23 protein-coding genes, 1 pseudogene and 1 riboswitch are annotated in these 26307 nt (G+C 42.0%); of the genes and pseudogenes, 19 read left to right on the forward strand and 5 right to left on the reverse strand.

What is annotated here, in order from left to right; genetic code table 11:
* Window positions 1-74 precede the first annotated feature (74 nt).
* Window positions 75-773: a hypothetical protein gene (locus LC036_RS15305; protein ID WP_226584691.1), complete on the reverse strand. Its 699-nt coding sequence runs from the start codon at window positions 771-773 to the stop codon at window positions 75-77.
* A gap of 252 nt (window positions 774-1025) precedes the next feature.
* On the opposite strand from LC036_RS15305, the gene LC036_RS15310 reads away from it, so the two are divergent.
* On the forward strand, window positions 1026-3164 hold the full coding sequence (locus tag LC036_RS15310; RefSeq protein WP_226584693.1) for a hypothetical protein: 2139 nt from the start codon (window positions 1026-1028) through the stop codon (window positions 3162-3164).
* Between the two features lie 75 nt (window positions 3165-3239).
* Here LC036_RS15310 and LC036_RS15315 read toward each other — a convergent pair whose 3' ends face one another.
* Complete coding sequence (locus tag LC036_RS15315) at window positions 3240-3503, reverse strand: hypothetical protein (RefSeq protein ID WP_226584695.1); 264 nt, start codon at window positions 3501-3503, stop codon at window positions 3240-3242.
* A 296-nt stretch (window positions 3504-3799) separates the two neighbouring features.
* Complete coding sequence (locus tag LC036_RS15320; protein ID WP_226584698.1) at window positions 3800-4603, reverse strand: CAP domain-containing protein; 804 nt, start codon at window positions 4601-4603, stop codon at window positions 3800-3802.
* Window positions 4604-5121: 518 nt separating this feature from the next.
* On the opposite strand from LC036_RS15320, the gene LC036_RS15325 reads away from it, so the two are divergent.
* The 16 genes and pseudogenes from LC036_RS15325 to LC036_RS15400 all read left to right on the forward strand — a co-directional run bounded on the left by LC036_RS15325 (window position 5122) and on the right by LC036_RS15400 (window position 23515).
* Window positions 5122-6474 (forward strand): tetratricopeptide repeat protein, encoded by a 1353-nt coding sequence (locus LC036_RS15325; RefSeq protein WP_226584700.1) that lies wholly within the window; start codon window positions 5122-5124, stop codon window positions 6472-6474.
* Between the two features lie 187 nt (window positions 6475-6661).
* Entirely contained in the window at window positions 6662-7048 is a 387-nt protein-coding gene (locus LC036_RS15330) for a GntR family transcriptional regulator (protein WP_226584702.1), read from the forward strand.
* Entirely contained in the window at window positions 7035-7952 is a 918-nt protein-coding gene (locus tag LC036_RS15335; RefSeq protein ID WP_226584704.1) for an ATP-binding cassette domain-containing protein, read from the forward strand. The genes LC036_RS15330 and LC036_RS15335 overlap by 14 nt, the downstream gene beginning before the upstream one ends.
* Window positions 7924-8670: a hypothetical protein gene (locus tag LC036_RS15340; protein WP_226584706.1), complete on the forward strand. Its 747-nt coding sequence runs from the start codon at window positions 7924-7926 to the stop codon at window positions 8668-8670. The genes LC036_RS15335 and LC036_RS15340 overlap by 29 nt, the downstream gene beginning before the upstream one ends.
* Window positions 8667-9365 carry a hypothetical protein gene (locus LC036_RS15345; protein ID WP_226584708.1) on the forward strand — a complete coding sequence of 233 codons (699 nt, stop codon included), beginning with the start codon at window positions 8667-8669 and terminating at the stop codon, window positions 9363-9365. Before LC036_RS15340 ends, LC036_RS15345 begins: the two co-directional genes overlap by 4 nt.
* 391 nt (window positions 9366-9756) lie before the next feature.
* On the forward strand, window positions 9757-11343 hold the full coding sequence (locus LC036_RS15350; protein ID WP_226584710.1) for a hypothetical protein: 1587 nt from the start codon (window positions 9757-9759) through the stop codon (window positions 11341-11343).
* A gap of 309 nt (window positions 11344-11652) precedes the next feature.
* Window positions 11653-12474, forward strand: a complete 822-nt coding sequence (locus LC036_RS15355; RefSeq protein WP_226584718.1) for an ABC transporter permease — start codon at window positions 11653-11655, stop codon at window positions 12472-12474.
* 21 nt (window positions 12475-12495) lie between these two features.
* Window positions 12496-13269, forward strand: a complete 774-nt coding sequence (locus tag LC036_RS15360) for an ABC transporter ATP-binding protein (RefSeq protein WP_413229944.1) — start codon at window positions 12496-12498, stop codon at window positions 13267-13269.
* Between the two features lie 24 nt (window positions 13270-13293).
* Entirely contained in the window at window positions 13294-14370 is a 1077-nt protein-coding gene (locus LC036_RS15365; RefSeq protein WP_226584723.1) for an ABC transporter substrate-binding protein, read from the forward strand.
* A 59-nt stretch (window positions 14371-14429) separates the two neighbouring features.
* Window positions 14430-14539: riboswitch (SAM riboswitch) on the forward strand.
* Between the two features lie 179 nt (window positions 14540-14718).
* Window positions 14719-16038 carry a Na+/H+ antiporter NhaC family protein gene (locus tag LC036_RS15370; RefSeq protein ID WP_226584725.1) on the forward strand — a complete coding sequence of 440 codons (1320 nt, stop codon included), beginning with the start codon at window positions 14719-14721 and terminating at the stop codon, window positions 16036-16038.
* A 481-nt stretch (window positions 16039-16519) separates the two neighbouring features.
* Entirely contained in the window at window positions 16520-18622 is a 2103-nt protein-coding gene (locus LC036_RS15375) for a glycoside hydrolase family 3 N-terminal domain-containing protein (protein ID WP_413229946.1), read from the forward strand.
* A 24-nt stretch (window positions 18623-18646) separates the two neighbouring features.
* Entirely contained in the window at window positions 18647-19924 is a 1278-nt protein-coding gene (locus tag LC036_RS15380; RefSeq protein WP_226584727.1) for an exo-beta-N-acetylmuramidase NamZ domain-containing protein, read from the forward strand.
* 181 nt (window positions 19925-20105) lie between these two features.
* Window positions 20106-21754 (forward strand): annotated as a pseudogene (locus LC036_RS15385) (SLC13 family permease).
* 16 nt (window positions 21755-21770) lie between these two features.
* The gene (locus LC036_RS15390) at window positions 21771-22964 is read left to right on the forward strand and encodes an MFS transporter (RefSeq protein WP_226584729.1); all 1194 of its coding nucleotides are present in this window, start codon (window positions 21771-21773) and stop codon (window positions 22962-22964) included.
* A gap of 63 nt (window positions 22965-23027) precedes the next feature.
* On the forward strand, window positions 23028-23183 hold the full coding sequence (locus LC036_RS15395) for a hypothetical protein (RefSeq protein ID WP_226584731.1): 156 nt from the start codon (window positions 23028-23030) through the stop codon (window positions 23181-23183).
* 14 nt (window positions 23184-23197) lie between these two features.
* On the forward strand, window positions 23198-23515 hold the full coding sequence (locus LC036_RS15400) for a CHY zinc finger protein (protein ID WP_226584733.1): 318 nt from the start codon (window positions 23198-23200) through the stop codon (window positions 23513-23515).
* A gap of 125 nt (window positions 23516-23640) precedes the next feature.
* Here the strand turns inward: LC036_RS15400 and LC036_RS15405 are convergent, their stop codons facing one another.
* Together LC036_RS15405 and LC036_RS15410 are read right to left on the reverse strand one after the other, a co-directional pair.
* Entirely contained in the window at window positions 23641-23940 is a 300-nt protein-coding gene (locus tag LC036_RS15405) for a MerR family transcriptional regulator (protein WP_226584735.1), read from the reverse strand.
* Between the two features lie 19 nt (window positions 23941-23959).
* Window positions 23960-24115 (reverse strand): Fur-regulated basic protein FbpA, encoded by a 156-nt coding sequence (locus LC036_RS15410; protein ID WP_226584737.1) that lies wholly within the window; start codon window positions 24113-24115, stop codon window positions 23960-23962.
* A 278-nt stretch (window positions 24116-24393) separates the two neighbouring features.
* Between LC036_RS15410 and LC036_RS15415 the strand changes: the two genes are divergently transcribed.
* Window positions 24394-25140, forward strand: coding sequence for an STAS domain-containing protein (locus LC036_RS15415; protein WP_226584739.1), 747 nt, complete (start codon window positions 24394-24396; stop codon window positions 25138-25140).
* A 96-nt stretch (window positions 25141-25236) separates the two neighbouring features.
* The gene (locus LC036_RS15420) at window positions 25237-26298 is read left to right on the forward strand and encodes an AI-2E family transporter (protein WP_226584741.1); all 1062 of its coding nucleotides are present in this window, start codon (window positions 25237-25239) and stop codon (window positions 26296-26298) included.
* Window positions 26299-26307: the final 9 nt, after the last annotated feature.

Consider the following 26307-nt stretch of genomic DNA (forward strand, 5'->3'; position numbering starts at 1 on the left):
CTTATGAAATAAGCAGGATGTGTATTGCTTGTATGTAAAAAGTGTAGAACAAAGTAGTTCTACACTTCTCGGTGTTACATGTCTGAATCGTCGTCATCATGAGGAACAGGGAATATGCGTCTGCATGGGTTTGGCATTGGAGTAGGTCTGCAGCGGCGAGTTGGACGGATAACAGGACGTGGTCGGCAAGGGCGGGCCATGATTTCCAGTTTCACCATTGCAGAACACTGAACTTCTTGACAAATCGTGAAGGTGTAGAGGAAGTTCAGTTTTAGAGCGTCGCCAACAACAACACATTTAGCCAAGATTAAGTGGAAGGACGATGGAACGATTCGACAAGAAAGCTCTGTACCTGCATCCCCCGGACAGCACATCATGACCGGCTCTTCACAGATTTTATCTGCCGAAATTGTCCCCGTGCCAGTAACGTCTTTATAAGCTTCATTACCATCCTTATCGTACACATCGAAGGTTACTAAAATAGGGATATCCTTTTCTTTAGTAATCTGTACTATTTGAAGTTCAATCTCCTCTTCGTCATCCATCTCAACATTATCTGTGCCCACAACCATTGCTGAACAGGCATCCATTTCGAGAGTATCGAAATCAATAACCGTTTCAACATTCCGAACGGTGCCGCCATCATTAAGTTTAGTACAAATATCAGCTTTTGATGCCCCGTCTAAATTCATAATCTCAACTTCTTCAGAACCTGTTCCTCCAACAATTACATAGTCAAACACCTTCTCCGCATCAATACATTCACGATGCATCCCTCTAAAATCAACATTTGGATCCATACATAAATCTTCCTTTCCTATTTGTTATTCGATACATCCTATGTAATGAACAGACCTAAGGCATGAGTGCTTCACCTAGTTTATGGTAAAAACATTAAATTGGTAAAAAAGCCCATTTGATGAGGCATAGGTTCCTAGTGAAGGTACGCTTCACAATAAATGCTGAAATGAATATAGATATGGTGGGAAAGTGTCATGGGTCTGGAGAAAACGAGGGGGAGAAAAATGCATCAGGCGGAAATATTAGAAAGAATTACACAAGGTCTGGATGATTTATACCGCATTGTGGAAGACCATGCGGAGACGTCATATTTTATTCATGAAGTATCCATAAATAAGAAAAACTTATTGAAAACAATGAGAGAATTATATGCGGAGCATAACCAACAGTTAAAAAATAGTGAGAACCAGGAACAAACGATTGCATCTTTAAAGCAGCAACTGGAGCAGAAAGAACAGGCGTTAGAGGACCTGCCAAAAGAGAAGGAAATTAATCAGCACTTCCAAGAACTTAACGAGCGGGTCCGCTCTTTAGAAGGGAAACTGGAACAAACATCTAATAGAAGTGCAGATGCACTGGACTCTATTCAAGGATTAAGCGAACGAAGTAAAAATGTTTTTCAAGAGTTGGAGAAACTAAGGGAGTCACAAACAGCCAATGCATCTCAAATGGAGCAAATGAACAACACTATAAAGGAGATGAAAGATCAGGCGGAGGTTACTAACGTAAGATTAGCCACGAGCTTTTCGAATCACGCAGACGCAACAGATCAAATTGAAAAACTATTAAAAAGACAGTCTGCGACAGAAGTTGAACTACGGGATTCGCTTGAAAAGGTACACCGTTATCTGAATGCGCATCCAGATCTACAAAACCAGATGGATTTGTTGGAAAAGCGGTTAGGGCAGGTTGAGCATCAGGATCTCTCCCCCTTAAATGAAAAATTAAACGAATTAGAACAATTCATCAAACATACCGTACCTCTTCAAATATCGGACCAGATTTCAAAACTGTCAAATCGTCTGGAAATGCTCGATCAGAAGGTTATTCATATAGAGGATGAGGGACCGAAGTTCGAAGCGAAGGTGAAGAGGCTTCATGAACTCTCTACGAAAACGGATGAAAAAGTTCACATTATGTTTGACCTCTTTCAAGATTACTTGGAAAAGCAGGATGAAGTGCCAGTAAAGTATCAGCAGTCTGTTGATGATCTGATGAATAAAATTGTCATCCTTGAAGAGACGGTTCTCTCTACTCAACAAGAGTTGAATGATTGGAAAGAAGATAAGGAAGCCATATCACAAGAGGACCCTTTCAACGATAATAGTATTAAAGCGAATTCGGATTTGCCTCTGACCGATTTTAAGAACCACTTCCATTCCAATCCTTCCCAATATCCAAAACCTAAGTCTCAATCAGAAGAAGGTCAAGATAAAGGCCAAACAATAGACTTAAGTAAAGACAGCTGGTTTTATCATTCATTAAAAAATCTTTCAGAAACAAAAAGTTCCATCCAGCCCTCAAGAAGAAGACCACCGAAAAAAAAGAGGATAAGTCAGAAAGTAGACAATGATGCACTCCTAGATAGTGGGGAAACCTCTAAACAAGATACGAAAGGAAATTTGACGGAAGTGGCGGGGATAGAAGAGCATAATGGTGAAGGAGTCATGAATTCTTTAGTGGATGAGAATCATGCAGGTGAAGAATCGCAGGTAAATCAAGTTAAGGATTCTAACTCCGGATCTGAATATATGGAAGAGCCAAAATTTGCTCAAGAGCAGGAGTCAGAGTTGGAACAGAAATCCAAGGCTGCCCTAAAGCCGGAGTCTGATTTAGAACAAGAACTTGAAACAGAATCGGAAGCAGAGTTAAAGCAGGAAACCAAAGCAGAGACGGAATCAGAGTCAGAGCAGGAACCCGAAGCAGAATCGGAAGCAGAGTTAAAGCAGGAAACAGAAGCAGAGTCGGAATCAGAGTTAAAGCAGGAAACAGAAGCAGAGTCGGAATCAGAGTTAAAGCAGGAAACAGAAGCAGAGCCGGAATCAGAGTCAGATCAGGAAACCGAAGCAGAGCCGGAATCAGAGTCAGATCAGGAAACCGAAGCAGAACTGGAGGCAGAGTTCGAACAGGAAACCGAAACAGAGCAAAAGGCAGGGTTAGAGCAAGAACCCAAACTAGAGACAAAGTCAGAGGTAGATTCAAAACCTGTATCAGTTCCAAAGTCAGAATTAAAACCAGAGGTAGAATCCAAATTTGAACCACTGGAAGAGAGCCCTTCCTCGTCAAACCAGGAAAAACCTTCAAATCCTCCTAAACATAAGAAAAGTTTCATGGAGAATTTAATTAAAATGTTCAGTGAATAAAGTAATAAATAAGAAAAGAACGGTCACCTGTAAGCAGGTGACCGTTCTTTTTCCATCGAAGTTTTCAGCTTATTCTCATGCAAACTGCTTAAGAGCCTTGTAGACTTCTTCGCCTTCATCATTCAGAACATGACCGTTTCCGTGGCAGCGGCTGCATTCCGTTTTGTAGCTCGTTTCTTCAACAGCCATCCTCCATGCTGTTTTTTCGCTGGCATGATTGACCCGGCTGTAGTGATCCATGATCATGTTGGCTTTGCTATCGTCATATTCCTCATACGTTCCGGTTCCGTGGCAGAGAGGGCATGTGTTATAAAGATGGCTCACCGTTTTTGTATTCAAACGAACACTTCCTTCTAATTTGATATAGTTAAAGTATGATTGATTTTATTAAATATTCAGACAAATTTCAATAGGCTTTACAAATATAAAAAAGAAAAAAAGTCATATTTCTATAAATAGACATAAATTGGGTGTGAAATTATGACTTCTGCCTGTTTTTCTCTTCGTTTTACGTTTTACGATTCATTAAGGAGAGGGGATCACTGGATATCAATTCACTCCTTCAAATTCACTTCATCAGTCCCCTTTTTAAAAAAACCACCGGGAAAACCCGGTGGTGACTGCCTTAAAATCTATTATTTACCGATGAACATTTGAGTCCAGTAGTTGCCGTTTTCAGCATGGCCGACTCCGATGTGCGTGAAGTCCGGGTTCATGATGTTTTTACGGTGGCCTTCACTGTTCATCCATCCTTCAACGACTTGCTCTGGAGACGTTTGTCCCATCGCGATGTTCTCACCAGCTGTACGGTAATCAATGCCATATTGTTTCATCATATCAAACGGAGAACCGTAAGTCGGGCTGTTGTGCGAAAAGTAATTGTTCTGCTGCATATCAAGAGACTTATCTTTTGCTACTGCACTAAGCTCTGTATCAAGCTCAAGAGGCTCCAGCCCCTGCTTGGCACGCTCTTGGTTTGTCAGCTCTACGACTTGTTTTTCAAATGCCGATACTTCAGATGAAGCTTGTACTTCTGTATCTTCTTTTTGTTGTACTTGTTTTTCAGCGGGCTGCTCTGGAGCTGGTGCTGGCTCTGCTTCAGGCGCAGAAGCTTCTTGTTTTTGTTCTTCTTCAGCCGGAACTTCCTGTTTTGGCTCATCTGACTGAGACTGTTCAGATGGAGCCTCTGGAGGCTGCTGGACATTCCATTGGAACTGATCTAATAGAGATTGAACGTTGATTTGTTGGAAGTCTTTACTTTTCAATGCATTTTCATTTTCGTGTACCCAGTCTTGTATTTGACCGGAATCTATTTGTACAGTTTTTGTTTCTACTTTATAGTTCTGTTGAATATCTCCAGTTGATGCCAGGGAAGTGGCTGGAGAAGCTAATAAGGATAGCGCAAGTGCGCCTGATACCATAAGAGATTTCTTAATCATATTCGTATTCCTCCTCAAAAGGTTGTGTTTTTGGAACAACTCTATCGTACCATCAGACTCTTGTAACAAAGGAGGATAGGATTGGAAACAGATTAATGGATAAATAGGTGTGAAAATATAAAAATGGCTTGAAACCCTTATATATCTACTTACATTTGATTGATAAAAGTTTTGATAGATTAAGAGATTTAAGGAACAAATATCCAGCCCATCTATTTTTTACAAAGAGATCAGGGTTGACAGGTTTTCTATAAAGCTTGTTTCTTTACGAATTTAACGGTCTTATTACAAAAGATGATACCTCGTAAAAGGGTTGATACAGATTATAAGACCAGGGGTTTTTTTCGGATTAACACCTCAAGGGGCGATGGGCCAGGGTTATATAAGGTATCTTCGTGAAAAGTATTGGTTTATAGTTGAAAGGGTCCTGCGTAGAATAAAAACTAAACTTCCCGGGGAACTTTTCCAGAAATAAACGAAGAATATGATATAGTGGAGAAAAGAGGGAGGTAGGTCATGTGACAACGATTCTCTTAAAAACGCCAAAACAGAACGGTAGCGTGGACCTTATACCAGAACGCGTGGTTTTCTTTGAACAAATGCAGGTAATCGAAGCGATTACGGATAAACAAGAATGCTATGAACTCTTCTTCTATAAACACAAATTCTTAACGGCCGTAAAAACAACACGGATGAAACGTTCGTCTTATATCGCCCAGGCTTTTCGTGAAGGCTTTATATACGAGTCACCTCACCCTTTCATTCATGCACTGGTGTCGAATAACTCTCCTCTAAAGAAATTAAGCTATCCTCAGCTTAAGAAAAATCTTGGACAGCAGTATTCCAAAGAAGAACAAGCGCGTATCCTCACGTTTTTCGAATCATTCATTCCCAAAAAACATCTGTTTGAAGATCTGAAAACTTTATTCTACTCTTACCGACGTGAAGGTAAGATGGCTTCAGCTTACATGATTGTTCGTGAGCTGATACGATTTGCTCCCAACAACCGTTTTGTTAAAGAGCTCGCAAATGACCTATCTTTCAGCAGACTTTCCCGACTTTATGAAGAAGACCCGGCAGAGGCCTGCATAAGAGATCCTTTGTTTGCCGAAGCTTGTGCGGATAGTAATGGGCGGCTTCTCCTTTTAGAAAAAGAGAACCGCTGGATTGAATCCTTATCCCTCTCGATGCAGGAAATGTCCGTCCTTCCTACGACACAAAAATATAGCCTTTTTACAAATCAAATGAAACAACGTGTGGACGATAACTCTTATGTTTCTCTTCTGGAAGAATTATCTCACTCAATTTCTTCCTTTGAACCCCTTACAGAAGAGCTTCTTCAAATTTATTTAAGGGATAACAATCTTGAACGTCTGGCCGCTCTAGTCATGGGAGATAAAATGGATCTCGATACTGACCAACTGCAAGCCATAGCGGATGCCCTTGAAACAATGGAAATTAAAGAGAACATAGAGAATCTAACTCCCTTGGTGTTAAGGCTGGTCACTAACAATCCAGCAACAACACGCCCCCTCCTTGAAAACTATGTGATCTCACTCTTTCTTGTCCATGATTTAGAAGGTGTTCAGGAAGCTGTCAGCCGTTTTCCAGGGCATCTTCCTATCATTAAAAAAATCGAACGAATGTGCCAAATTAGTGAAGATTTGAACCATTTGCTGGAGTTAGGCGAAGCTTATTATGAGCTGAAACAGGTGGATCAGGCGATTGAGTGCTTCCAGATGGAAATGGAGCTGAAACCTAGCGATCCACAACCGCTTCGCTGGCTGGCCAAAATTTATCAGGACAAGAAAATGGTGCATGAAGCAAAAGCGTACCAGCAGTTGTGTGTAGACGTACAAAAATGGGCCTAGATTAGAAGACAAGGAACGTCCTTTTAAAGGACGTTCTTTTTTTATGCATGAGGCGGAAAGTTAGTATCTTGAAAGATAGCCTTGAATAAATTTATGAAATATTTCACTCAAAGTGTTGTCAAAAAATAGAAAAGGTCATATACTACATTACATGACTAATGCACCAACTTAGAGAGAAGGCGATATCTTGATTCTCAATACAGACGGCCTTAAACCAATCTATATCCAAGTTGCGGAATGGATAGAGAGCGAAATCTTAAATGACAACTTAAAAAAAGATGAAAAGGTTTATTCGCAATACAAGCTTGCAGACATGTACAACATTAACCCGGCTACCGCAGCTAAAGGACTGACTAAACTTGCCGACGAGGGAATTCTGTACGATAAACGTGGATTAGGGAAGTTTGTGTCAACGGATGCAAAGCAGATGATTATGGATAAACGAAAAAATCAGACCTTGAAACAGCTGGTCAATGATCTGATCACAGAAGCGTGTAATTTGGAGATGTCGGAAAAAGAAATCCTCCAGATGGTACGTAATGCTTGGAAGGGGGAAACTAATGAAAGCCATTAAATGTAAGGACTTGATTAAGCGTTACCGCAGGAAAAAAGCATTGGATAACCTTAATTTGTCAATAGAAGAGAATAGAATTGTCGGTTTAGCCGGCCGCAATGGAGCGGGCAAGACGACACTTATGAAGATATTGGCAGGCTTGTTGAAAGAGCAGTCCGGGATCGTTGAGGTGTACGGGAGAAGGCCATTTAACAATTTATTTGTTTCTGCAAACACCATTTATATTGATGATCAGATGAATTTCCCGTCACCATTGACCCTGATAGAGATTCTGGAAGAAGGACAGAGATTTTACTATAACTGGGACCATGAGCTGGCGCTTAGCTTGTTTAACTATTTCGGTTTTCATCCGAAGCAGCGTCATAATGAACTATCCAAAGGAAAAGAGAGTACATTTAATATGATCGTCGGTCTGGCGTCACGATCTCCATTGACCATTTTTGATGAGCCGACAACGGGGATGGATGCAGCTGTACGAAAAGACTTTTATCGAGCACTTTTAAAGGATTACTTAAATCATCCGCGTACCATATTGCTGTCTACGCATTATTTGGAAGAAATGGAAGATCTATTAGAAGAAGTGGTACTTATGCATAATGGATCGATTTTCTTTCATATGCCGATGGATGACTTGAAAACTTACAGCATTGGTCTGACAGGAAAGCGGACGGTACTGGAACCGTGGGCTCAAGAGAAAGAGATTTTTTATACGCACGATACCGGTGTTGATGACCGCTATCTTGTCATAAAAAATAATTTAAGTGATAAAGAGGTAGAAGATATGAAGCAGGCAGGGATCCGCTTTTCACCCGTTTCAGCAAGTGATTTGTGTGTCTATGTAACGGATGAAAAAGGGAGAGAAAGGGGTGTGGACGATGTCTTTAACCGAAGTGCAGACCGTTGATGTTGTGAAAAAGCAAATCGGATATAAATGGCGGGCGTATACAGGAGTATTTATGTCGCTTGTCATCATTCAACTGCTCGGCGTCTTATTCTCCTTAAATGGAAGTGGTTCCGGAGGCTATGGAAGAACCGGCTATGATATTATGGTTCAATACTTTTCAGGTGATATCATTATTGTTTTTACGATATTCTGGGGGTTTCTGACTGCTTTGCTTTTCACAACCCGTGCCTACCGTGAAGACGATTTTTCTTTTATTACCAACCGCACAAGCAGTACAATTTCTACGATTCTATTCTTATTTGTCATTAGTGTAATTGGTGGCTTCACGTCACTGCTGTCTGGATATTTATTAAAAGTACTTACGTATATTCTGTTCCCGGAAGGAAAAACGCTGCTTATCTCAAACCCTGAAGGTCCTGGCGTTTGGATCATGGGATTGGTTTCTGTTGTACTAATCATTTTTATGTTCAGTAGTATCGGTTATCTTGCCGGTATGATGATCCAGTGGAATAAGCTGTTTCTTATCCTTCTTCCTGTCCTGTTATTCGGTTCTATGACATGGTTGGCACAAAGTGGTGTGATGGTGGGAGAGTACTTTTATCAATTCTATTTTCAAGAAAAGAATTTCATCCTGTATGTCATGAAAACTATAGTTTCAACAACTGGGCTATATACGTTCGCTGCTTTTATTTCTAATCATTTGGAGGTGAAAAAATGATCCTCGTATTATTCATTCCTATCCTTTTAATGACGGCCGTTGTTTTAATGTTCACTTTCAACCCAGGCAAAAAAAAGCGGGCTGGTTTGCAGGGGAAGGCCGGCTTATGGATGCTTTACGGTTACACATTTATTCTATTACTGTCGGCCGCTGCTTACCTTCTGCTGCCTATGGAGGGGGTGACATCAGCTTCCGAAGCAGAGGCAAATCATGGGGAGGAACAGTTTCCATACTTTTATGATATCTTTCATACGGGAAACATAGAAGAACTACCGGACGAGTGGGTTGTGAAGCAATGGACTTTGAACTTTGATAGAGATGAACTGGTGCTTGAGGCACCTGAGAATGATATCAATGTTGTGAATATCTTTGTGGAAAAAACCAGTGACCTCGAAGGTACGATTGAAGCGACATTTTACCAGACACCGGTGAGTGTGAACGGGCATTCGGTTGAAAAACAATACCACCCATCCATTCAAGTACAAGAGGGGACGCTTGAAATTTATCCGTCCAACATTGTGCAGCTGAGATATAGGATGTTTCAAACCGAATTCCCTTTTGAACAGTTTACAGGTGATAAGGATCAGCGGTGGGGACAATCCGTAACTGGGTCAGACTCGGCATTGTATATAAAAGTTCCTGAGCATATACAAGTACGTTCGAGTCCTAACACTTTCAACATGGTCACGCCATAAAAAAACAGCCGATATAAAGGCTGTTTTTTTGTGGCGTGACTGCTCTGTGTATAGAATTTGAATCCTTGATTCTATTTGCGTTTTCCGCAGCAGCCGCCTGACTTCTTACGAGGTCTCCTTCTTGGTTTTTGAGTGTTTGCTGACTCATCACTCTTTTGTTGATTTTTCTTGTTCATGGTCTTACCTCTCCTTTCTTATTTATATAATAATCAGATCGTTTGAAATGGAGACGGCTCTTACCATTGAAGGGTTTGCAGGGAGCAGGACAGAGAAAGTGATAATGAGGAAACCATTTTCATAAAATGGATCAAGAGGACCTATGAGCGTTTTCTTATTTACATGCTTATTAGTAAAAGGCGGTAATGTTGAGATTTCTAAAGGAGGCGGGGGCATGCAGAAAGATCCCATCCAGCTGCAACAGAGGATTATTTATTACCGTGCAGAATTGGACAAATATAAAAAGAAAGTACAAGACTATCAAGATAATTATCACTACTCACAACTAGAGAAATTAAAAAATGAGAATGCAGACCTCAAGGAACAAATCGATTACTCAAGCAATCAGGAATCTATGCTGAAGGGTGAATTATCACGGAGAGTCAAAGGGTATGAAGAACAGCTGGCCCGACACGAGGAATTAGAAGAAAAGTATAGGAATGAAGTGAAAGATTGGCAGGGTCGGTGTGTTGATTTAAAAGAACAAAATCAAGACCTGTCCCGTTATGTACAGGACTTGGAAAGAGACCTAGGGCAAACGCAGAGAAGGTTTTCTCAATCGCAAAGGGACCTTTCTATGCTGCAAGGAAGCTACGCAGAGGTGAAAACTCAACTTCATCGTGAAATAGAAGCAAAAGAGGAACAATTGTTACAGGTAAGAAGTTTACAGGAAGCTTTAGATGAGACAGATCAGCGACTTTTTCAAACGCAGAAGAATTTCTCCTTCCTACAGGCGAGTTATTTAGAAGAACAAAAGAATAGAAGGGAAGAGGAAGGCTGTAAGGAAGAGGCTCTGGCTGACATGGCTGCATGGCGGAATAAGTACTCAGACCTTAAAGAAAGTTATGATATAGAAATGAAAGATTGGGGGAAAAAATGTTCCGATTTAAAAGACCAGGTTCAGGATCTAGAAGGAGGACTGAACGAATTGCGTCAGCGTCATTCTCTTTCCCAAAAAGAAATTTCTCAAATGCAGATCCGCTATACTGAAAGCCAAAAACAACTCAAAAGCGAAATAGAATCCAAGGAAAAAGCCTCTGAGAGAGCCGCTAAGTTAGAAGAAGAGTTATCGGCCTTTCATGAAAGATATACAAATGAAGAAAAGGAATGGCAGAATGAGTGCAGCAATTTAAGTGAACAAAACAAAAAGCTGACTGAGCAAATGAATAACCTGGAAGGGAAGATAGAAGAAAGTGACCGTTTTATTGCTCAATGTCTAGGAGATTTCTCCTTCTTACAAGGAAATTATAACAATCAAATGCAGGCGCTTTCTAAAGAGTTAAAATCCAGGCGGGCAGCAAACGAAAAAGCGGACTCATTTAAACAAAAGTGGACAGAAGCGGTTGAGCAGCTGGAGCGTCAGAAAAAAGAAACAGAAGCCACTTTACGTCATATGAACGAAGAAGTTCAATCTTTGAAAAAGCAGATATCGAGTTTGGAAGGCGCGTTATCTCAAAATCAGGACGAACAAAACCAATTACGTTCAGAATTGAAAAAAGTCTCAGGTGAAAAAGAGACAGTGCTTAAAGAAAATAAGGCTCTAAATAAAGAGTTGTCTGCCTTTCAGAAGCCCCCTTATTTAGAACAGGTGGGAGAAGGAGAGTTTTTCTCTCAAATGGAAGAACACATGAATTATATCTTTGGAGATTCCTATCATCAGAAGGAAAGCAATGAAGGTAAAGTTGCTTTTATGAAGGTACTTGAGAAGAAACTGGAAGAATTGACGAACGACATAGAGACGAATCAGGGAAAAGAGGAGTGAAAGGAAAGGAGCGCAATCGCCTGCGCTCTTTTTTGATGGGCTTAAGCCGGATCAAACTCCACACCATGTTTCTATCCAGTTCCAGCGCCTAGCCCCTCGAGGTCTTAAGTCCACCAACTTTGTGAAGGTAGAGCACTTCACAAAGTTGGTGGACTTAAGCTTGTCGGGGCCCCACATGACGTGGGATCGTTCAGCGTTGTGACAGGACGTCACGAACTTAGCTGAACTTCACGAACCCAGGCGCATCCACTTTTACTTTCTCACACAATTGGGCGCACGTTCATAAATTAGCATTAGAGGTGGTGAAATATGGGAGATCGTGAAAGGGAAATGGTTACCGACCCTTTACTAATGGAAAAACAGGAATGGAAAAAGAGACAGCGTCGTCATCGACTGAAACAGATTCTGACGATTTCATCGCCGATCTTTATTTTATTGTTATGGGAAGTTCTGTCCCGCACGGGTTTGATTGATGCCAGGTTCTTTCCACCCCCGACGGAAATTATCGGCACATTCTGGGCGATGGGGATGAGCGGTGAACTCTTCGGCCACATCGGCATTTCCCTTTTTCGTATATTCGCGGGCTTCCTGCTCGGTGTCATTCCCGCAATTGTTATCGGTCTATTAATGGGGCTCTACTCACCAGTTCGACACTTTCTTTCGCCATTAATCATGGCCATTATGCCAATTCCGACTCTTGCGTTACTGCCAATTATTATCATTTTATTCGGTGTAGGTGAGGTTTCTAAAATTGTCACGATTGCAGGGAGTGTTTTTTTTCCTGTTGTGATTAATACCGTTGCAGGTGTCATTAATATCGATCGTATTTATCTTGATGTTGCTAAGAATTACGGGGCGGATTCGAAACGTTTTTTTTACAAAATCGCTTTACCTGGTTCTCTTCCTGTTATGTTGGAGGGCATTCAAATGGGGCAGGCGATTGCTCTGTTGACGATTGTCGCTGCAGAGATGATGGGAGCGAATTCTGGAATTGGTTATCTCATCTGGACATCATACAAAGCCTTTTTATTGAAAGAAATGTATGTGGGTCTTGTGCTCATCTCGTTTTTCGGGTATTTGTTTTCTCTACTGCTTCGAGGGCTGCAAGCAAAACTGCTGCCATGGCGGTAGGGTGGGAAAGGAGTGAATGGAGTGGATCCTAAGATTTCCATTCAAAACTTGACGAAAGTATTTTACAAAAAAGAAAGTCGTGTGACGGCCCTCGATGGAATAACCCTTGATATTAAAGATGGTGAGTTTATCTGTCTCGTCGGTCCTAGCGGGTGTGGGAAAACGACTCTTCTCCGTATCCTGGCTGATTTAGAAAAGCCGAGTGCGGGTTCTTTCACCATTGCTCAGGGGAAAGAAGATCGTCCTCTCCAGTCGATGGTCTTCCAGGAACGGGGGGTTATTCCCTGGCTGACAGTGGAAGGAAACGTCAGCTTCGGTTTAAAGATGAGGCACTTACCTAAAAACACCGTCAAGGAGCGGACCGACTATTATTTAGAGAAGGTAGGTCTTGACCGCTTTGCAAAGTTGTATCCGAAAGAGCTCTCCGGGGGGATGAAGCAGCGGGTGAGTATTGCCCGGGCATTTGCCAATGATCCTGAGATTCTGCTGATGGATGAACCGTTTGCCGCCCTCGATGAACAAAATAAGTTTATCTTACAGGAAGAACTCTTGAACATCTGGTCGGAAACGAAAAAGACTGTATTATTCATTACTCACAGTATAGATGAAGCGCTCTTACTCAGCGACCGGATACTCTTAATGAGCGCGCAGCCAGGAAGAATTGTGGGAGAGAAGCGAATTGATCTGCCACGTCCAAGGAATATGGAAGAGGTTAGAGCGGATCCTTTAATGGCTGAGCATTTTGTTGATATTTGGACTCATCTACAGGATGAGGTTCAGCGTTCAAGAATATAGGGGAAGAAAGGGGAATAATTTCCCATGTTAAAAAAAGCATGCCAATGGCTTTCCTTTTTGCTGATAATTTTTGTGTTGTTTGGTTGTGCAGCTAGTGAAAAAGGGGAGGGCAAAAGTGATGATCATTCATCAGGTGACCTCGCTCCATTAGATAAACGAACCACAGTGGTCATAGCAGAAGATGGTGCTGCTTCTGGTGCAGGGTTTTATATCGCTAAAGAAAAAGGCTACTTTGAGGATTACAACATAGACATTAAATTTACCACATTCGCTAACAGTGACGACATGCTGCCGGCTTTAGCTTCAGGTGATGTTGATATTGCCGGTGGTATTTCTACAGCTTCTTTCTTCAACGCGATCGCTCAAGGAATCGATGTGAAGATTATCGCTGATAAGGGCCACTATTATGAAGGAAATTCCTACTTCAGTTTCGTTATACGTGAAGATCTGCAAAATGAAATTAAAGACTATTCGGATTTAAAAGGTAAACGTATTGCCGTATCTTCCATGAACGCTGTTGATGATTACATTTTCCAGCGCATGCTTGAGCACGCGGGTCTTACAGAGGACGATGTTGAATTCGTTTTGATGTCTGATTTCGGAAGTATGCTTGCAGCTATGGGGAATAAGTCGATCGACGCAGCGCTTCAGATTGAACCGCTGATTACTCAAGGAGAATCGCAGGGACTGCACGTCCGCTTTGGTGATGCGACTGATTTTGCCCCTGACGCACAAATCGCTATGGTACTTGGATCTCCATCTTTCGTCGAAAAAGAAACAGACGTTTCCCTAAGATTTATGGCTGCTTATTTAAAAGGTGTCAGGGACTATAATGACGCGTTTCTTTATGGTGAAGGACTTGAAGAAGTGATTGATATTATGACGAAGCATACAGCCTTAAAGGACCCGGAAGTTTGGAAGAGAGTCGGGGTCACAGGTCTCGATCCAAATGGTGAAATGTTCATAGAGGATATCAAAAAACAGTTTGAAATGTACGATGAAAACGGGGCCATCCGTGGTGATCTGGATTTCACCGATGCGATTGACACCTCACTGACAGAAAAAGCCATAGAAGAGATTGGACGCTATGAAAAAGATTAAAAAAGTGCTTGTCAGATGATGGTTTTTATTGTAAAGTAACCAGTAACTCAATTGAATATTTCTTATCAAGAGAAGCAGAGGAACTGGTCCTGTGAAGCTTCAGCAACCACCAACTCCGGTTGGCCCGGTGCTAATTCCAGCAAGTGAACAATCACTTGGAAGATAAGAAGGAATGAACGGATATTTTTCAGGAGCCTTCTTATTTTTAAGAAGGCTCCTTTTTATTTCTTTCTGCTGGTAATTGAAGAAGACACACCTCATTGGAAAACAGCCGCACAACTCCCAAAGACGCTTTTATTGATAAAACCAACTATTCATATGAGTTTAATTTAAAGGAGGTATGAAAATATGACGAAGCCAAAGAGTAATCCTTTCGCACTTATTCCATTTGCCATCTTCATCTTATTATTTCTCGGTTCAGGAATCATAACGGGGGACTTTTATCAAATGCCTGTCCTGGTTGCCTTATTCCTTGCCATCATCGTTGCGTTAGCCATGAACAGAGAAACAGACTTTCAATCAAAAATCACACAGCTGACTACTGGAGGCGGTCACCCGAACATTATTTTAATGGTTGTAATTTTCCTGCTCGCAGGGGCCTTTGCTTCTGTAGCTTCAGGTATGGGAGCGGTGGATTCAACGGTTAACCTTGGTTTAAGCTACCTGCCTGGTGGATGGATGGTCGTCGGCCTGTTTGTCATCGGTTGTTTCATTTCCATATCCATGGGAACATCGACGGGGACTGTTGTTGCTCTTGCTCCTATCGGTGTAGGAGTTGCTGAGCAGACGGATATTGGACTTGCTCTTGTCATGGGGGCGATTGTAAGTGGTGCAATGTTCGGAGATAATCTCTCTGTTATCTCTGATACAACTATCGCAGCGGTCCGAACACAAGGGACAGAGATGAAGGAAAAATTTAAAGCGAACTTTTTTATCGTTCTTCCGGCCGCTCTTTTGACAGCGATTATTTTTGCAGTTCTTACAGCAGATGCATCCGCTTCCCTGAATGAGAACTACACTTACAACTTCATTGAGATCCTCCCTTATCTCGGTGTACTTGCTTTTGCTGTTGCAGGTATCAATGTTATCTTTGTTCTCATTGGCGGGATTGTATTTGCCGGAATAGTCGGCCTTGGCCTGGGTAAGTTCTCAGGAATGGAGTTTGTTAATCTAGTCGGAGAAGGCTTTACCAATATGCAGACGCTGGCAATGATTGCCATTCTGCTGGGCGGTCTTGTTGAGTTAATTCGAAGCAATGGCGGCATTGAATTCTTACTTGAGTCCGTAAGTAAAAAAGTAAACACGAATCGCGGCGGAGAATTTGGCATAGCCGGAATTGTGACAGCGGTAAACTTCTCGACCGCAAACAACACCATTTCTATTATTACGGCGGGCCCGCTTGCTAAACAAATTTCTGATGAATACGGGATTGAAGGACGTCGGTCGGCTAGTATCCTGGACATCTTCTCAAGTTCTGTTCAGGGTCTTATCCCTTATGGTGGACAGATCTTAGCCGTAGCGGGAGTGGCCGGTTTATCTCCTGTAGCCATTGTTCCATTCTGTCTTTACCCAATGCTGACGGTTGTAGCAGGTATACTTGCCATTCTATTCAAGTATCCAAAATTTACGCTGGTGAAAAAATCTCCTAGACTTAATAAAGTTTCCTAATCAAAAAGGATTACCTTGAGATCAAGGTAGTCCTTTTTTTGAAGTCATTTCATGAGTAGGACCGATTTCATAGCAAAAAGGAAAAACGTGTTTGTGTGAAAATATAAGTGTAAGCCATACCAGCTAATAGTTAGGATAGATTAGAAAGGGAATAGAAGTAGACCCCTTGTTTTTGTAATGTTTTTACATGAAAATTCGCTTACTATGATATTAAGTTTCAAAAATCATTCATACGAATCAGGAAAATAGTATTGGTAAATTTACCAATATAAGGAGATAGGGTCTAAAGTGGTATAGACGACTATATATTAAATTCGTTACCCTTTAACCATGGGTGGAAAGCGCTTACATAATTAACTTCCCAAATCACCTCTTCTCTTAACTACAAAGACAGTAAAGACAAATACACTTTTAAAAAGATGGATCATTTAAATGAACGGTCCACCTTTTACAAATAAATAAGATCAAGGAGGAATGTTCAATGATAAAGACGGGGAAATGGCTGTTTATTTTAACACTGACGCTTTGTATGACGCTGCCGTCATCCTTTGGAGGTACGCAGGTTTCAGCGGAAGATCAAAAAGGTACCTCAGATTTAATTATCCTTCAAAATGTTCCGCAGTCAGATGTGGCAGTAAAGGGGAACAGCTTTAAACTTGGGGCGCTTAACGTTTATCATGATGGCCATTTTAAAATGGTGGAAGAGGGGGTGGAGTGGACCTCAAGAAACCCGAATGTTGCCAAGGTGGACGATAACGGTGTCGTTACTTTTACCGGAAAACCAGGAAGAGCGTGGGTGTCTGTGACGAATGGAACATACAAAGACCGAATCGCGTTTGAGTTTAAGCCGGGTCGATCGGTTAAAGGGAAACATGAATTTAAACCATCAGTAATGAAAAGAACTGGAAAACGCTATGATTTAGTTGCTCATGCTTTAAGGAACATGACGAAAAAGGAAAAGGTCGGTCAAATGCTGATGCCTGATTTCCGGAAGTGGGATGGAAAGAACGTGACCGAGATGCTTCCTGAAATTGAAAGGCTTGTGAAAGAGTATCATCTTGGCGGTGTTATTTTGTTCCGTGAAAATGTCGTTACGACAGAGCAGACAGCTAAACTGGTGTCAGATTATCAAAATGCTGCCGAAAAGTACGGACTTTTACTTACCATTGATCAGGAAGGCGGAATTGTAACAAGGCTGCAGTCTGGTACTGATTTCCCTGGTAATATGGCTTTAGGTGCGACACGTTCGGAGGAAATAACTCAAGACGTAGGGCAAGCCATTGGTGAAGAACTTTCTGCGCTTGGAATTAATATGAATCTTGCACCGGATATGGACGTAAACAACAACCCTGATAATCCAGTTATTGGAGTCCGTTCATTTGGCGGAAGTCCTGAACTTGTTGCGCAAATGGGTGTCGCTTACACGAAAGGCTTACAGGAAACAGGTGTAGCCGCCACAGCTAAACATTTCCCTGGACATGGAGATACTGCCGTTGATTCTCACCTCGGTCTGCCCGAAGTTCCTTATGGTAAAGATCGTTTGAAAGAAGTCGAGTTGTATCCATTCCAACAGGCAATGAATGCCGGGATTGATGCAGTAATGACAGCTCACGTTACATTTCCAAAAATTGATGACACAAAAGTCATCTCTAAGAAAGATGGTACGGAAATCGCGCTGCCAGCAACCTTGTCGAAGAAAGTTCTTACAGGGTTGATGCGCGAAGATATGGGTTATGAAGGAGTTGTAATAACGGATGCTTTAAATATGGGAGCTATCCAGGATCATTTTGGTCCCGTCGATGCTGTCATTCGTGCCATTAATGCCGGAACGGATATTGCACTTATGCCGGTCGGTCTGGAAGAAGTAGCAGATGGAATATACGATGCCATCGATTCAGGGGAAATTGATATGGCTGATATTGATGATTCCGTTGAGCGTATTCTGACGTTGAAACTGAATCGAGGAATTATTAAGCGTGAAGATCCAATGTCTCTGGATGAGAAAATTGCAAACGCTCAAGAAGTGGTTGGATCCAAGGCTCATAAACAGGTGGAGAAAGAAGCTGCAGAACGTTCAATTACACTGGTGAAAAATAACGGAGTTCTGCCACTCCATCTTTCTCAGGAGGAGCAAGTGGTCGTAGTGGGAAATTTATTCAGCTCTTCATTAGCAGAAGCTGTTCAACAGAATCATGCCAATACGATACTCATTGATAATGATTCTAATCCCCTGACAGGTGAACAGAGGGAAACTATTGCTCAAGCAGACAAAGTGATCTTTGGAAGCTACACCTATAATGTAGGGACACGTTCTATTGAGCATTCTCAAATGCAGCAGATGCAAGAGGTGATGAAAGCGGCGTCTGGTGAGGTTATTGGAGTAGGCATTCGTAATCCATACGACATCATGGCTTATCCTGAAGTGGATGCGTTTATTGCACAGTACGGTTTCAGAGAGGCCAGCTTCGAAGCCACAGCAGCAACCATCTTTGGAAATCATAACCCTGCCGGGAAACTGCCTGTCACAATTCCATCTAAAGATGGTGGCATCTTGTACGAGTATGGCACAGGTTTAAGTTATTAATCTAATGAATGGGAGAGGATTCTTTTGAAGAAGTGGTTCATGCTGACTCTCGTCCTTCTAATGACGTGGTCAACTTTCTCTGTCGTATTCGCTGATCACAATGGAAACCCAGGAAAGCGCAAAGGACATGACAAAAAAGAGGAACAATTCAAACTTGGAGTAGAGGTACTTATAGATGATGAAAAAGAATTGATAGAAGGGAAAAAGGTCGGTCTGATTACCAACCCTACTGGCGTTGATTCAGATTTGAACAGCATTGTTGATACGCTGTATCATGACGAAGATGTCGAATTGACAGCTTTATACGGCCCTGAGCATGGTGTGCGTGGAAGTGCTCAGGCTGGGGAGTATGTGGATTTTTATATAGATGAGCAGACGGGTCTGCCTGTTTATAGTCTATACGGGAAAACACGTAAACCAACCGCTGAAATGCTGGAGGATATCGATGTGTTAATGTTTGATATCCAGGATGTAGGCACACGTTTCTATACGTATATCTACACGATGGCCTATGCAATGGAAGCTGCAGAAGAGAATGATATCCCATTTATCGTCCTTGATCGGCCAAATCCAATTAGCGGGGATATTGTCGAAGGCCCGGTATTAGATATGGATTACAAGTCCTTTGTCGGTAATTATCCCATCCCATTACGTCATGGAATGACTGTTGGTGAGCTTGCTAAATTGTTCAATGAAGAATTTAATATTGGTGCAGACTTAACCGTAGTAGGAATGCAGGGCTGGGAGCGCAGTATGGATTACAATGACACAGGTCTTTCATTCGTTGCTCCTTCTCCCAATATGCCAACGGTAGACACGGCTTATGTGTATCCTGGAGCAGCTTTAATTGAAGGTACGAACGTATCTGAAGGACGCGGAACAACACGACCATTTGAATTGGTTGGAGCTCCTTTTATAAACAGTACGGAGCTTGCAGCGGCTATGAATGCATACAATTTACCCGGTGTGAAATTTAGAGCCGCTTCCTTTACACCGTCATTTTCTAAACACGCAGGAGATTTGACACATGGTGTACAACTTCATGTTACAGACCGCGACGAATTCAATGCAGTGGAAACAGGTCTTTCCCTTGTAAAAACGATTCACGATATGTATCCGGAGGAATTCCAGTTCCGTGCTGAGGATTCTGCAGGTATTTCCTTCTTTGATTTATTGATTGGTAATGGATGGGTGCGTGAAGCGATCGAAGATGGAGACTCCATTGAAAGTATGAAACAACGTTGGGATAACGACTTGAAAGACTTTAAAAAAGTAAGAAAACAGTACCTCCTCTATAAATAAAACAAGTAGAGCACTACGCTACGGCATTCATACAATTGGATGGCCTGAGGCGTAGTGTTTTTCATTAGTACCGCTGCCTTACTTTAGAGCAATTTTCTTACATTACCAGTAAGATTATGATAAAATTTGTAAATATTCATACATATCTGACGAATTAAAAAAAGGAAAAGAGGGGAAGTTCATGGCTGATCAAACTATTATCAAGGGATATTGGTCCCGCTTGTGGAAGATGCACGATCAAGCAAAAAATCTGTTGAAATTTACCGTTTCAGGAGGATCAGGGTCAGGGACAGGCGCAGCGGAAACCGATGACCATACATCCGAAGAGAACGAACCGGGACCGTCATTTGATACGCGTCAGAAAATAGGTCTTTTTTTAGGGCCGGCTTTGTTCGCGCTTACACTGCTGTTTTTAGAAGCTGATGGTTTATCACAAAGTGCGGTAGCTATTTTAGCCAGTACGTTGTGGATTGCCACCTGGTGGATTACGGAAGCCATGCCGATTCCGGCCACATCGTTACTGCCGCTAGTACTATTTCCGATTACAGGCGGCTTGGATGGAGGAACGACGGCTTCTTCTTATGGTGATAACACCATTTTCCTCTTCATGGGTGGGTTTTTAATCGCCTTGGCTATGCAGAAATGGAATCTGCACAAACGGATGGCGCTGTTCATCATTGCTTCGGTTGGAACAAGCACCGAGCAGATTGTCCTCGGGTTTATGGTCGCTACCGGATCGTTGTCCATGTGGATTTCAAATACAGCCACTGCAATGATGATGGTCCCCATTGGTATGGCGGTCATTTACCAAGCCTCTGAGCAGTTGAAGAAAAAAGGTCAGGCTGTGGATCATGAGAATTTCAACTTCGGTAAAGCCGTCATGCTTGGGGTGGCTTATAGCGCTTCGATCGGAGGTTTAGCTACCTTAATCGGAACCCCTCCTAATACAATCTTTAAAGCTGTCGTCGAGCAGACGTATGGCATTGAAATAAGTTTCGCCGGCTGGATGGCGTTTGGAGTTCCTCTCTCCCTTATTTTTTAGCAGTCGCCTGGTTCTATCTGGTGAAGATCGCTTATCCTATGAGAATCAAGGAACTTCCCGGCGGACGCCGGGTTATTCGTGAAGAGCGTCAAGCGCTGGGGCGTATGTCCCAAGAAGAGAAGGTAGTAATGACGGTATTTACATTGACGGCTTTTGCCTGGATATCACGGTCATTTTTCCTCGTGCAGATCAATGAAAATATTAACGATACGATGATTGCCATGACAGCTGCGGTGCTTTTATTCCTTATTCCTTCAAAGAATAAGAGAGGGGACTACCTGCTGGATTGGGATACAGCGAAAGGGCTGCCTTGGGGGATTTTACTTCTATTCGGTGCTGGTCTTGCCATTGCGGCAGGATTTCAGGAAACCGGACTAGCCGAATGGATTGGGACACAGCTCACGATTTTGCAGGGAATTAATTTAATTCTAATTATTGTCATTGTCGCAACGCTTGTCATTTTCCTTACAGAAATTACGTCCAATACAGCAACAGCAACCATGATGTTCCCAATTATGGCGTCACTTGCGAGCGCTATTTCTGTCCACCCATACAGCTTAATGATTGCAGCGGGAGTCGCAGCAAGTTGTGCGTTCATGCTTCCTGTTGCGACACCACCCAACGCAGTCGTATTCGGATCGGGTTATTTAAGGATACCGGATATGGCTAAGGCTGGATTCTTATTAAATATCGTAGCGATTATACTCGTTACCGTCGCGATCTACTTCTATTTACCGTTTGTGTGGGATATTGATTTGACGTCAATCCCAGATCGGTTTACCTCTTAAAAAAGGAGAATGAAAGATGGAAGCCATTGAGAAAAAAGACACACCTTACACGCCTGATGACTCCAGCTTTTGGCGTATAACCATAGCGTTAATGCTCGCTTCCTTGTCCGTCTTTTCAACACTTTATGTCTTTCAGCCGCTCCTGCCGGTTTTTAGGAATCAGCTTGGGAATACGGCAACAGAAACGAGTTTCCTTATGTCTGCCTGTGTGCTGGCGATGGTTGCCGGGCTGTTTGTACTCGGGTTTCTCGCTGACCGGTATGGGCGTTCAGTCGTGATGAAAATATCCCTGTTCGTCACGACTGCTTCCTTAATTTCTATTCCCATCTCCTCAACGTTTGAGTGGCTGGTGATGCTGAGGCTTATTCAAGGTTTTTTTCTCGCCGGCATCCCAGCTGCGGCAATGGGGTACTTGGGGGATGAAGTATCTCATAAACATCTCGGTTTATCGGTAACGCTGTACATTTCAAGTAATGCACTTGGAGGTATGGGAGGTCGTGTCGTCGGTGGTTATTTAACGGATTTGTTTAACTGGAGGCTGACGCTATGGTCTTTTGGAGGGTTTGGGCTATGCACCACCCTCTTATTTTTATGGCTGATGCCTAGAGAGCGCTTCTTTGAAAAAACTGATAAGGGGATCGGGGAAGATTTAAGAGGCATGCTCGTCCATTTAAAAAGCCCCGGGATGCTCGTTTTGTTTCTGATGGGTGTCCTTTTACAAATCGTTTTCACCGCAATTTGGACATATGTTCCATTTTATCTGCAGGAAGAACCATTTAACTGGTCCTTAAAATGGATTGCTCTCACGTATTTTGCCTATATCTTTGGGGTGCTCGCCCCTCCAATTGCCGGGCGGTTTTCGGACACATTCGGCTTAGTGAAAGTGATGTTCACAGGTGTAGGCGTTCTTATTACTGGTGCCTTGCTGACCGGCATTTCCAAGAGCGGGGTCCTTTTAGCGGGTTTGTCACTTATTTGTATGGGGTTCTTTGTTGCCCACTCGATGGCTGCTGCGCTTGTGAGTAAAAAAGCAGCCCATCACCGCAGCGGTGCTTCCGGATTTTACTTGATTAGTTATTACCTTGGTGTAGCGCTTGGAAGTACGGCTGTCGGTATATTGTGGGAGAACTTTCAATGGATTGGTGTCTTAAGCGTGACGGCATTGTTGACTGTATTGTTTATGTTTTATCCGCTTTATAAGAAGAATTAAATCTATGAAACTTCATGTTAGAATAGGGGGAAAGTCCTTCGTGAGGAGGAGGAAGAGAGGGATGTGATCATTTATGTTGTCACACCTATTCTTTTTATCTATCTTATTTTAAAGGTGAGAAAACTGGAAGAAATAATGGACAGGCAGGAAGTGGAGCATAATGAAATGAAAGTTTCGCTTGACCGTCTCCATGAAAAGCTGGATCAGCTCAATGACTAGAAGGGAGGTATACTGTGAAACCTCTTATTTATGGGAATCTGCTGGATGAGCAGACGCGCTGTGTTCATTATCATAGTAACATCGACATTATCGCCATCAAGTTTCATTGCTGTAGAGAATATTATGCCTGTTATAAATGTCATCAAGAGAAAGCCGGGCACCACCTGAGCCAATGGCCTCAGGAAGAGTGGGATGAACAGGCAATTTTTTGCGGCAGCTGTAAGACTGAGCTGACCATCGAAAAATATATGGAGCAGACGAGCTGTCCCAACTGTGCCCATCCGTTTAATGAAAAATGCAGCCTGCATTACCCTGTGTATTTTGATATATGAAAACCCGGTCCTTTCGCAGGCCGGGTTTTTAGCATTTAATGGAGGGTGTACGGGGCATTTCTTCAGAGGACAGGTAAAATAAAAAAACCCCTGGAGCCAGGGTTCCAGGGGGCCTGTAAACTTAGTTATTTGTTCAATTTGAAATGGGCATTTAACTGCCCTCGAAGCATTCTTTCCATCACTTTTCCCTTTTTAGTATCCTGCAGATCTCTTCTGATTTCGTAAGTCTGCACGCCTTCTTCGCGTTTATCAGCAATTTGAAGGAGAGTTTCAACATCAGAAAAAGAATATTTGCGCGTGCCTCTTTTAGTTCGTTCAGGGTAAATTAAGCCGCGCTCTTCATAGTAGCGGATTTGTCTAAGGGATAGTCCTGTCAACTCATTGACTGTCCCGATGGAAATGACTTTTTTATGCTTATATGACATCACTTCTCCTCCTTAACGATTAAGGACGTTCAATTCGGGAAACTAAAACTTCCAGCTCTGTCAGTGTCAAAGACTGGAGTACCTCATCAGATGCCTGATACATTTCAGCATCAATAAGTTTTTGGATATAATGCTCTTTCATACTTTCAACGGCAGTTCTTAAGTGGTTTTTCATTAGGGTTCACTCCCGTATCTATTCATAATTTTTGTCAAGCGGACAAAGGGACGGTCAATCGGCGCAGAGATAATAATTTCCTCCTCACTTTTTACTGTTGTATATAGAGTAAAGGAAAAGTTAGATTATGTCACTACATATGTAAGGAAATCTAACATTGTATTTTATACAGGAAGGTTTTGTGACATGGAATATTTCTATAAAACATATTATTTCTACACTTGTGGATGAAATCAATATATAATAGAGGTAAATTATTGAGTGAAGGTGGAGATTAGATGGCGGTTATAATCGATGATCTAACCATGACTGACGCACTTAATAGTATTGGGGAAAACATCTTATTAGCTGACCTTCAATACGATCTGGTTTGGATGAATGATGAAGCAAAAAATCTATTCACAAAAATTGCTCCGTTGTACGGTTTTAAAGCAGCTGAAGATATGATTGGGATGAACATGGAGACTTTTCTTAACAAATCGGAAAGACATAAGGAGTTAATAAAAGGTTTAAGAGGGAAACAACGGGGAAGAATTGTTATTAAAAATCAGTTTGTAGCTGATACTGTTATCACTCCATTGGAAAGTAAAAGAGGAAAAACGTCCTATTATATTATTATGCTGATGGATGTGACGACAAAAGCAGGGCAAGAAGAAGAAAAGGACCGCATTATCGAAACACTATCCATTCCTATACTTAAAGTGTGGGACCACGCTGTCGCCGTTCCACTTATCGGTGATCTCGATGAAAAGCGCTTGGATCAACTGATTCAGTCCCTATTAAAAGAATGTACAGACGGTGAAATTCAGTATGCTTTAATTGATTTAAGTGGTATTCAAACGTTTAATGCTCAAATCAGCCGTCATTTGGAACAGCTCACACAAACGCTTCAACTGGTTGGAGCGGAATGTCTGGTTGTAGGTATTACACCAAAACTTGCTCTTTCGTTTCATCATTTTGATCGAAGGATGAAAACGTTTAAAAACACACATGCAGGATTACAATATATTCTCAAACAAGGATGAAAAACGTGCTTTCGGGCACGTTTTTTTTGTAGAGTTTCCTGTTTACGCTCGTTCGATAAAGTGAATGGGAAATATAAAAAAAGGGGAATGTGGTGTATGTGGATCAAGCATCCTTATTTCAAGTACATGGCGGGTGGAATCCTGTTTCTTATTTTTTATTTCTTTTTAGAGAAGCTGGGGTTTCTTAATCCGTTTAAGGCGATAGTGGGGACATTGTTCTACCCAATGTTAATAGCGGGATTTCTTTTTTATATTTTACGACCTCTGGTAAATGCTATAGCGAAATTAAGTTTTATGCCTAAACCTGCAGCTATTCTCTTTGTTTTTCTTGTTATCGGCTCAGGTTTGTTCTGGGGAAGCAGGTCGCTTGCACATACGATTCAAAAGCAGGTGAGTGATATTTCCAAGCTGCCTGATCAAATTAAAAAGACAGCGCAGAACGCAGGGGAGACAATTGAAAGAAACGACATGGGTATGCTTTCCCTGGGGTCCGTTAAGCAGCGCGCCACTGAATATTTTGGAGGGCTGACCCAGCAGATTGGAGATCACTTGATGGGGGTATTCTCTACAATAGCTGGCGCAACAACGGTTCTCTTCATTGTCCCGTTTGTTTTGTTTTTCTTGTTAAAAGATGGAAATCGCCTGGTTCCATTTCTATCAAGTGCATTGCCGGAAAAATATAAACCACGCGGTGAGGAACTCCTTCGAGATGTGGATACTACAGTCTCTTCTTATGTTGTCGGTCAAGTAACAATTGCAGTAATCGATGGACTATTGACTTATATTGGGTACATGATTATTGGACTGGACTATGCCCTAATTTTGGGGATATTTGTAATATTCACTTGTATTATCCCTTTTATAGGTCCTGTTATTGGGGCTGTTCCCGCTCTAGTAGCTGCTTTAATGCAGGAACCCTCGATGGCGGTTTACGTGATTATTATTTTCATTGTTGTTCAACAATTAGAGGGGAACCTAATAGCCCCATATATTTTTGGAGAACGACTAAATGTTCACCCGTTGACTGTTATTCTTTTACTTGTTGTGGCTGCTCCTTTATATGGGGTTGTTGGGATGATTATTGCTGTCCCTCTGTATTCTGTTCTGAAAGTCACCTTAAAACATATCTATCGTTTTTATAAAATATACGAAACATAAAAAGCGTGT

Source organism: Halobacillus litoralis, from assembly GCF_020524025.1.
GTDB lineage: Bacteria > Bacillota > Bacilli > Bacillales > Halobacillaceae > Halobacillus > Halobacillus litoralis_D.

Coding starts and splice junctions, on each gene's coding strand:
- LC036_RS15305 (WP_226584691.1), bottom strand. CDS start 773: ATGCATCGTGAATGTATTGATGCGGAGAAGGTGTTTGACTATGTAATT.
- LC036_RS15310 (WP_226584693.1), top strand. CDS start 1,026: ATGCATCAGGCGGAAATATTAGAAAGAATTACACAAGGTCTGGATGAT.
- LC036_RS15320 (WP_226584698.1), bottom strand. CDS start 4,603: ATGATTAAGAAATCTCTTATGGTATCAGGCGCACTTGCGCTATCCTTA.
- LC036_RS15335 (WP_226584704.1), top strand. CDS start 7,035: ATGAAAGCCATTAAATGTAAGGACTTGATTAAGCGTTACCGCAGGAAA.
- LC036_RS15340 (WP_226584706.1), top strand. CDS start 7,924: ATGTCTTTAACCGAAGTGCAGACCGTTGATGTTGTGAAAAAGCAAATC.
- LC036_RS15345 (WP_226584708.1), top strand. CDS start 8,667: ATGATCCTCGTATTATTCATTCCTATCCTTTTAATGACGGCCGTTGTT.
- LC036_RS15350 (WP_226584710.1), top strand. CDS start 9,757: ATGCAGAAAGATCCCATCCAGCTGCAACAGAGGATTATTTATTACCGT.
- LC036_RS15355 (WP_226584718.1), top strand. CDS start 11,653: ATGGGAGATCGTGAAAGGGAAATGGTTACCGACCCTTTACTAATGGAA.
- LC036_RS15365 (WP_226584723.1), top strand. CDS start 13,294: ATGTTAAAAAAAGCATGCCAATGGCTTTCCTTTTTGCTGATAATTTTT.
- LC036_RS15370 (WP_226584725.1), top strand. CDS start 14,719: ATGACGAAGCCAAAGAGTAATCCTTTCGCACTTATTCCATTTGCCATC.
- LC036_RS15375 (WP_413229946.1), top strand. CDS start 16,520: ATGATAAAGACGGGGAAATGGCTGTTTATTTTAACACTGACGCTTTGT.
- LC036_RS15390 (WP_226584729.1), top strand. CDS start 21,771: ATGGAAGCCATTGAGAAAAAAGACACACCTTACACGCCTGATGACTCC.
- LC036_RS15405 (WP_226584735.1), bottom strand. CDS start 23,940: ATGTCATATAAGCATAAAAAAGTCATTTCCATCGGGACAGTCAATGAG.
- LC036_RS15410 (WP_226584737.1), bottom strand. CDS start 24,115: ATGAAAAACCACTTAAGAACTGCCGTTGAAAGTATGAAAGAGCATTAT.
- LC036_RS15415 (WP_226584739.1), top strand. CDS start 24,394: ATGGCGGTTATAATCGATGATCTAACCATGACTGACGCACTTAATAGT.
- LC036_RS15420 (WP_226584741.1), top strand. CDS start 25,237: ATGTGGATCAAGCATCCTTATTTCAAGTACATGGCGGGTGGAATCCTG.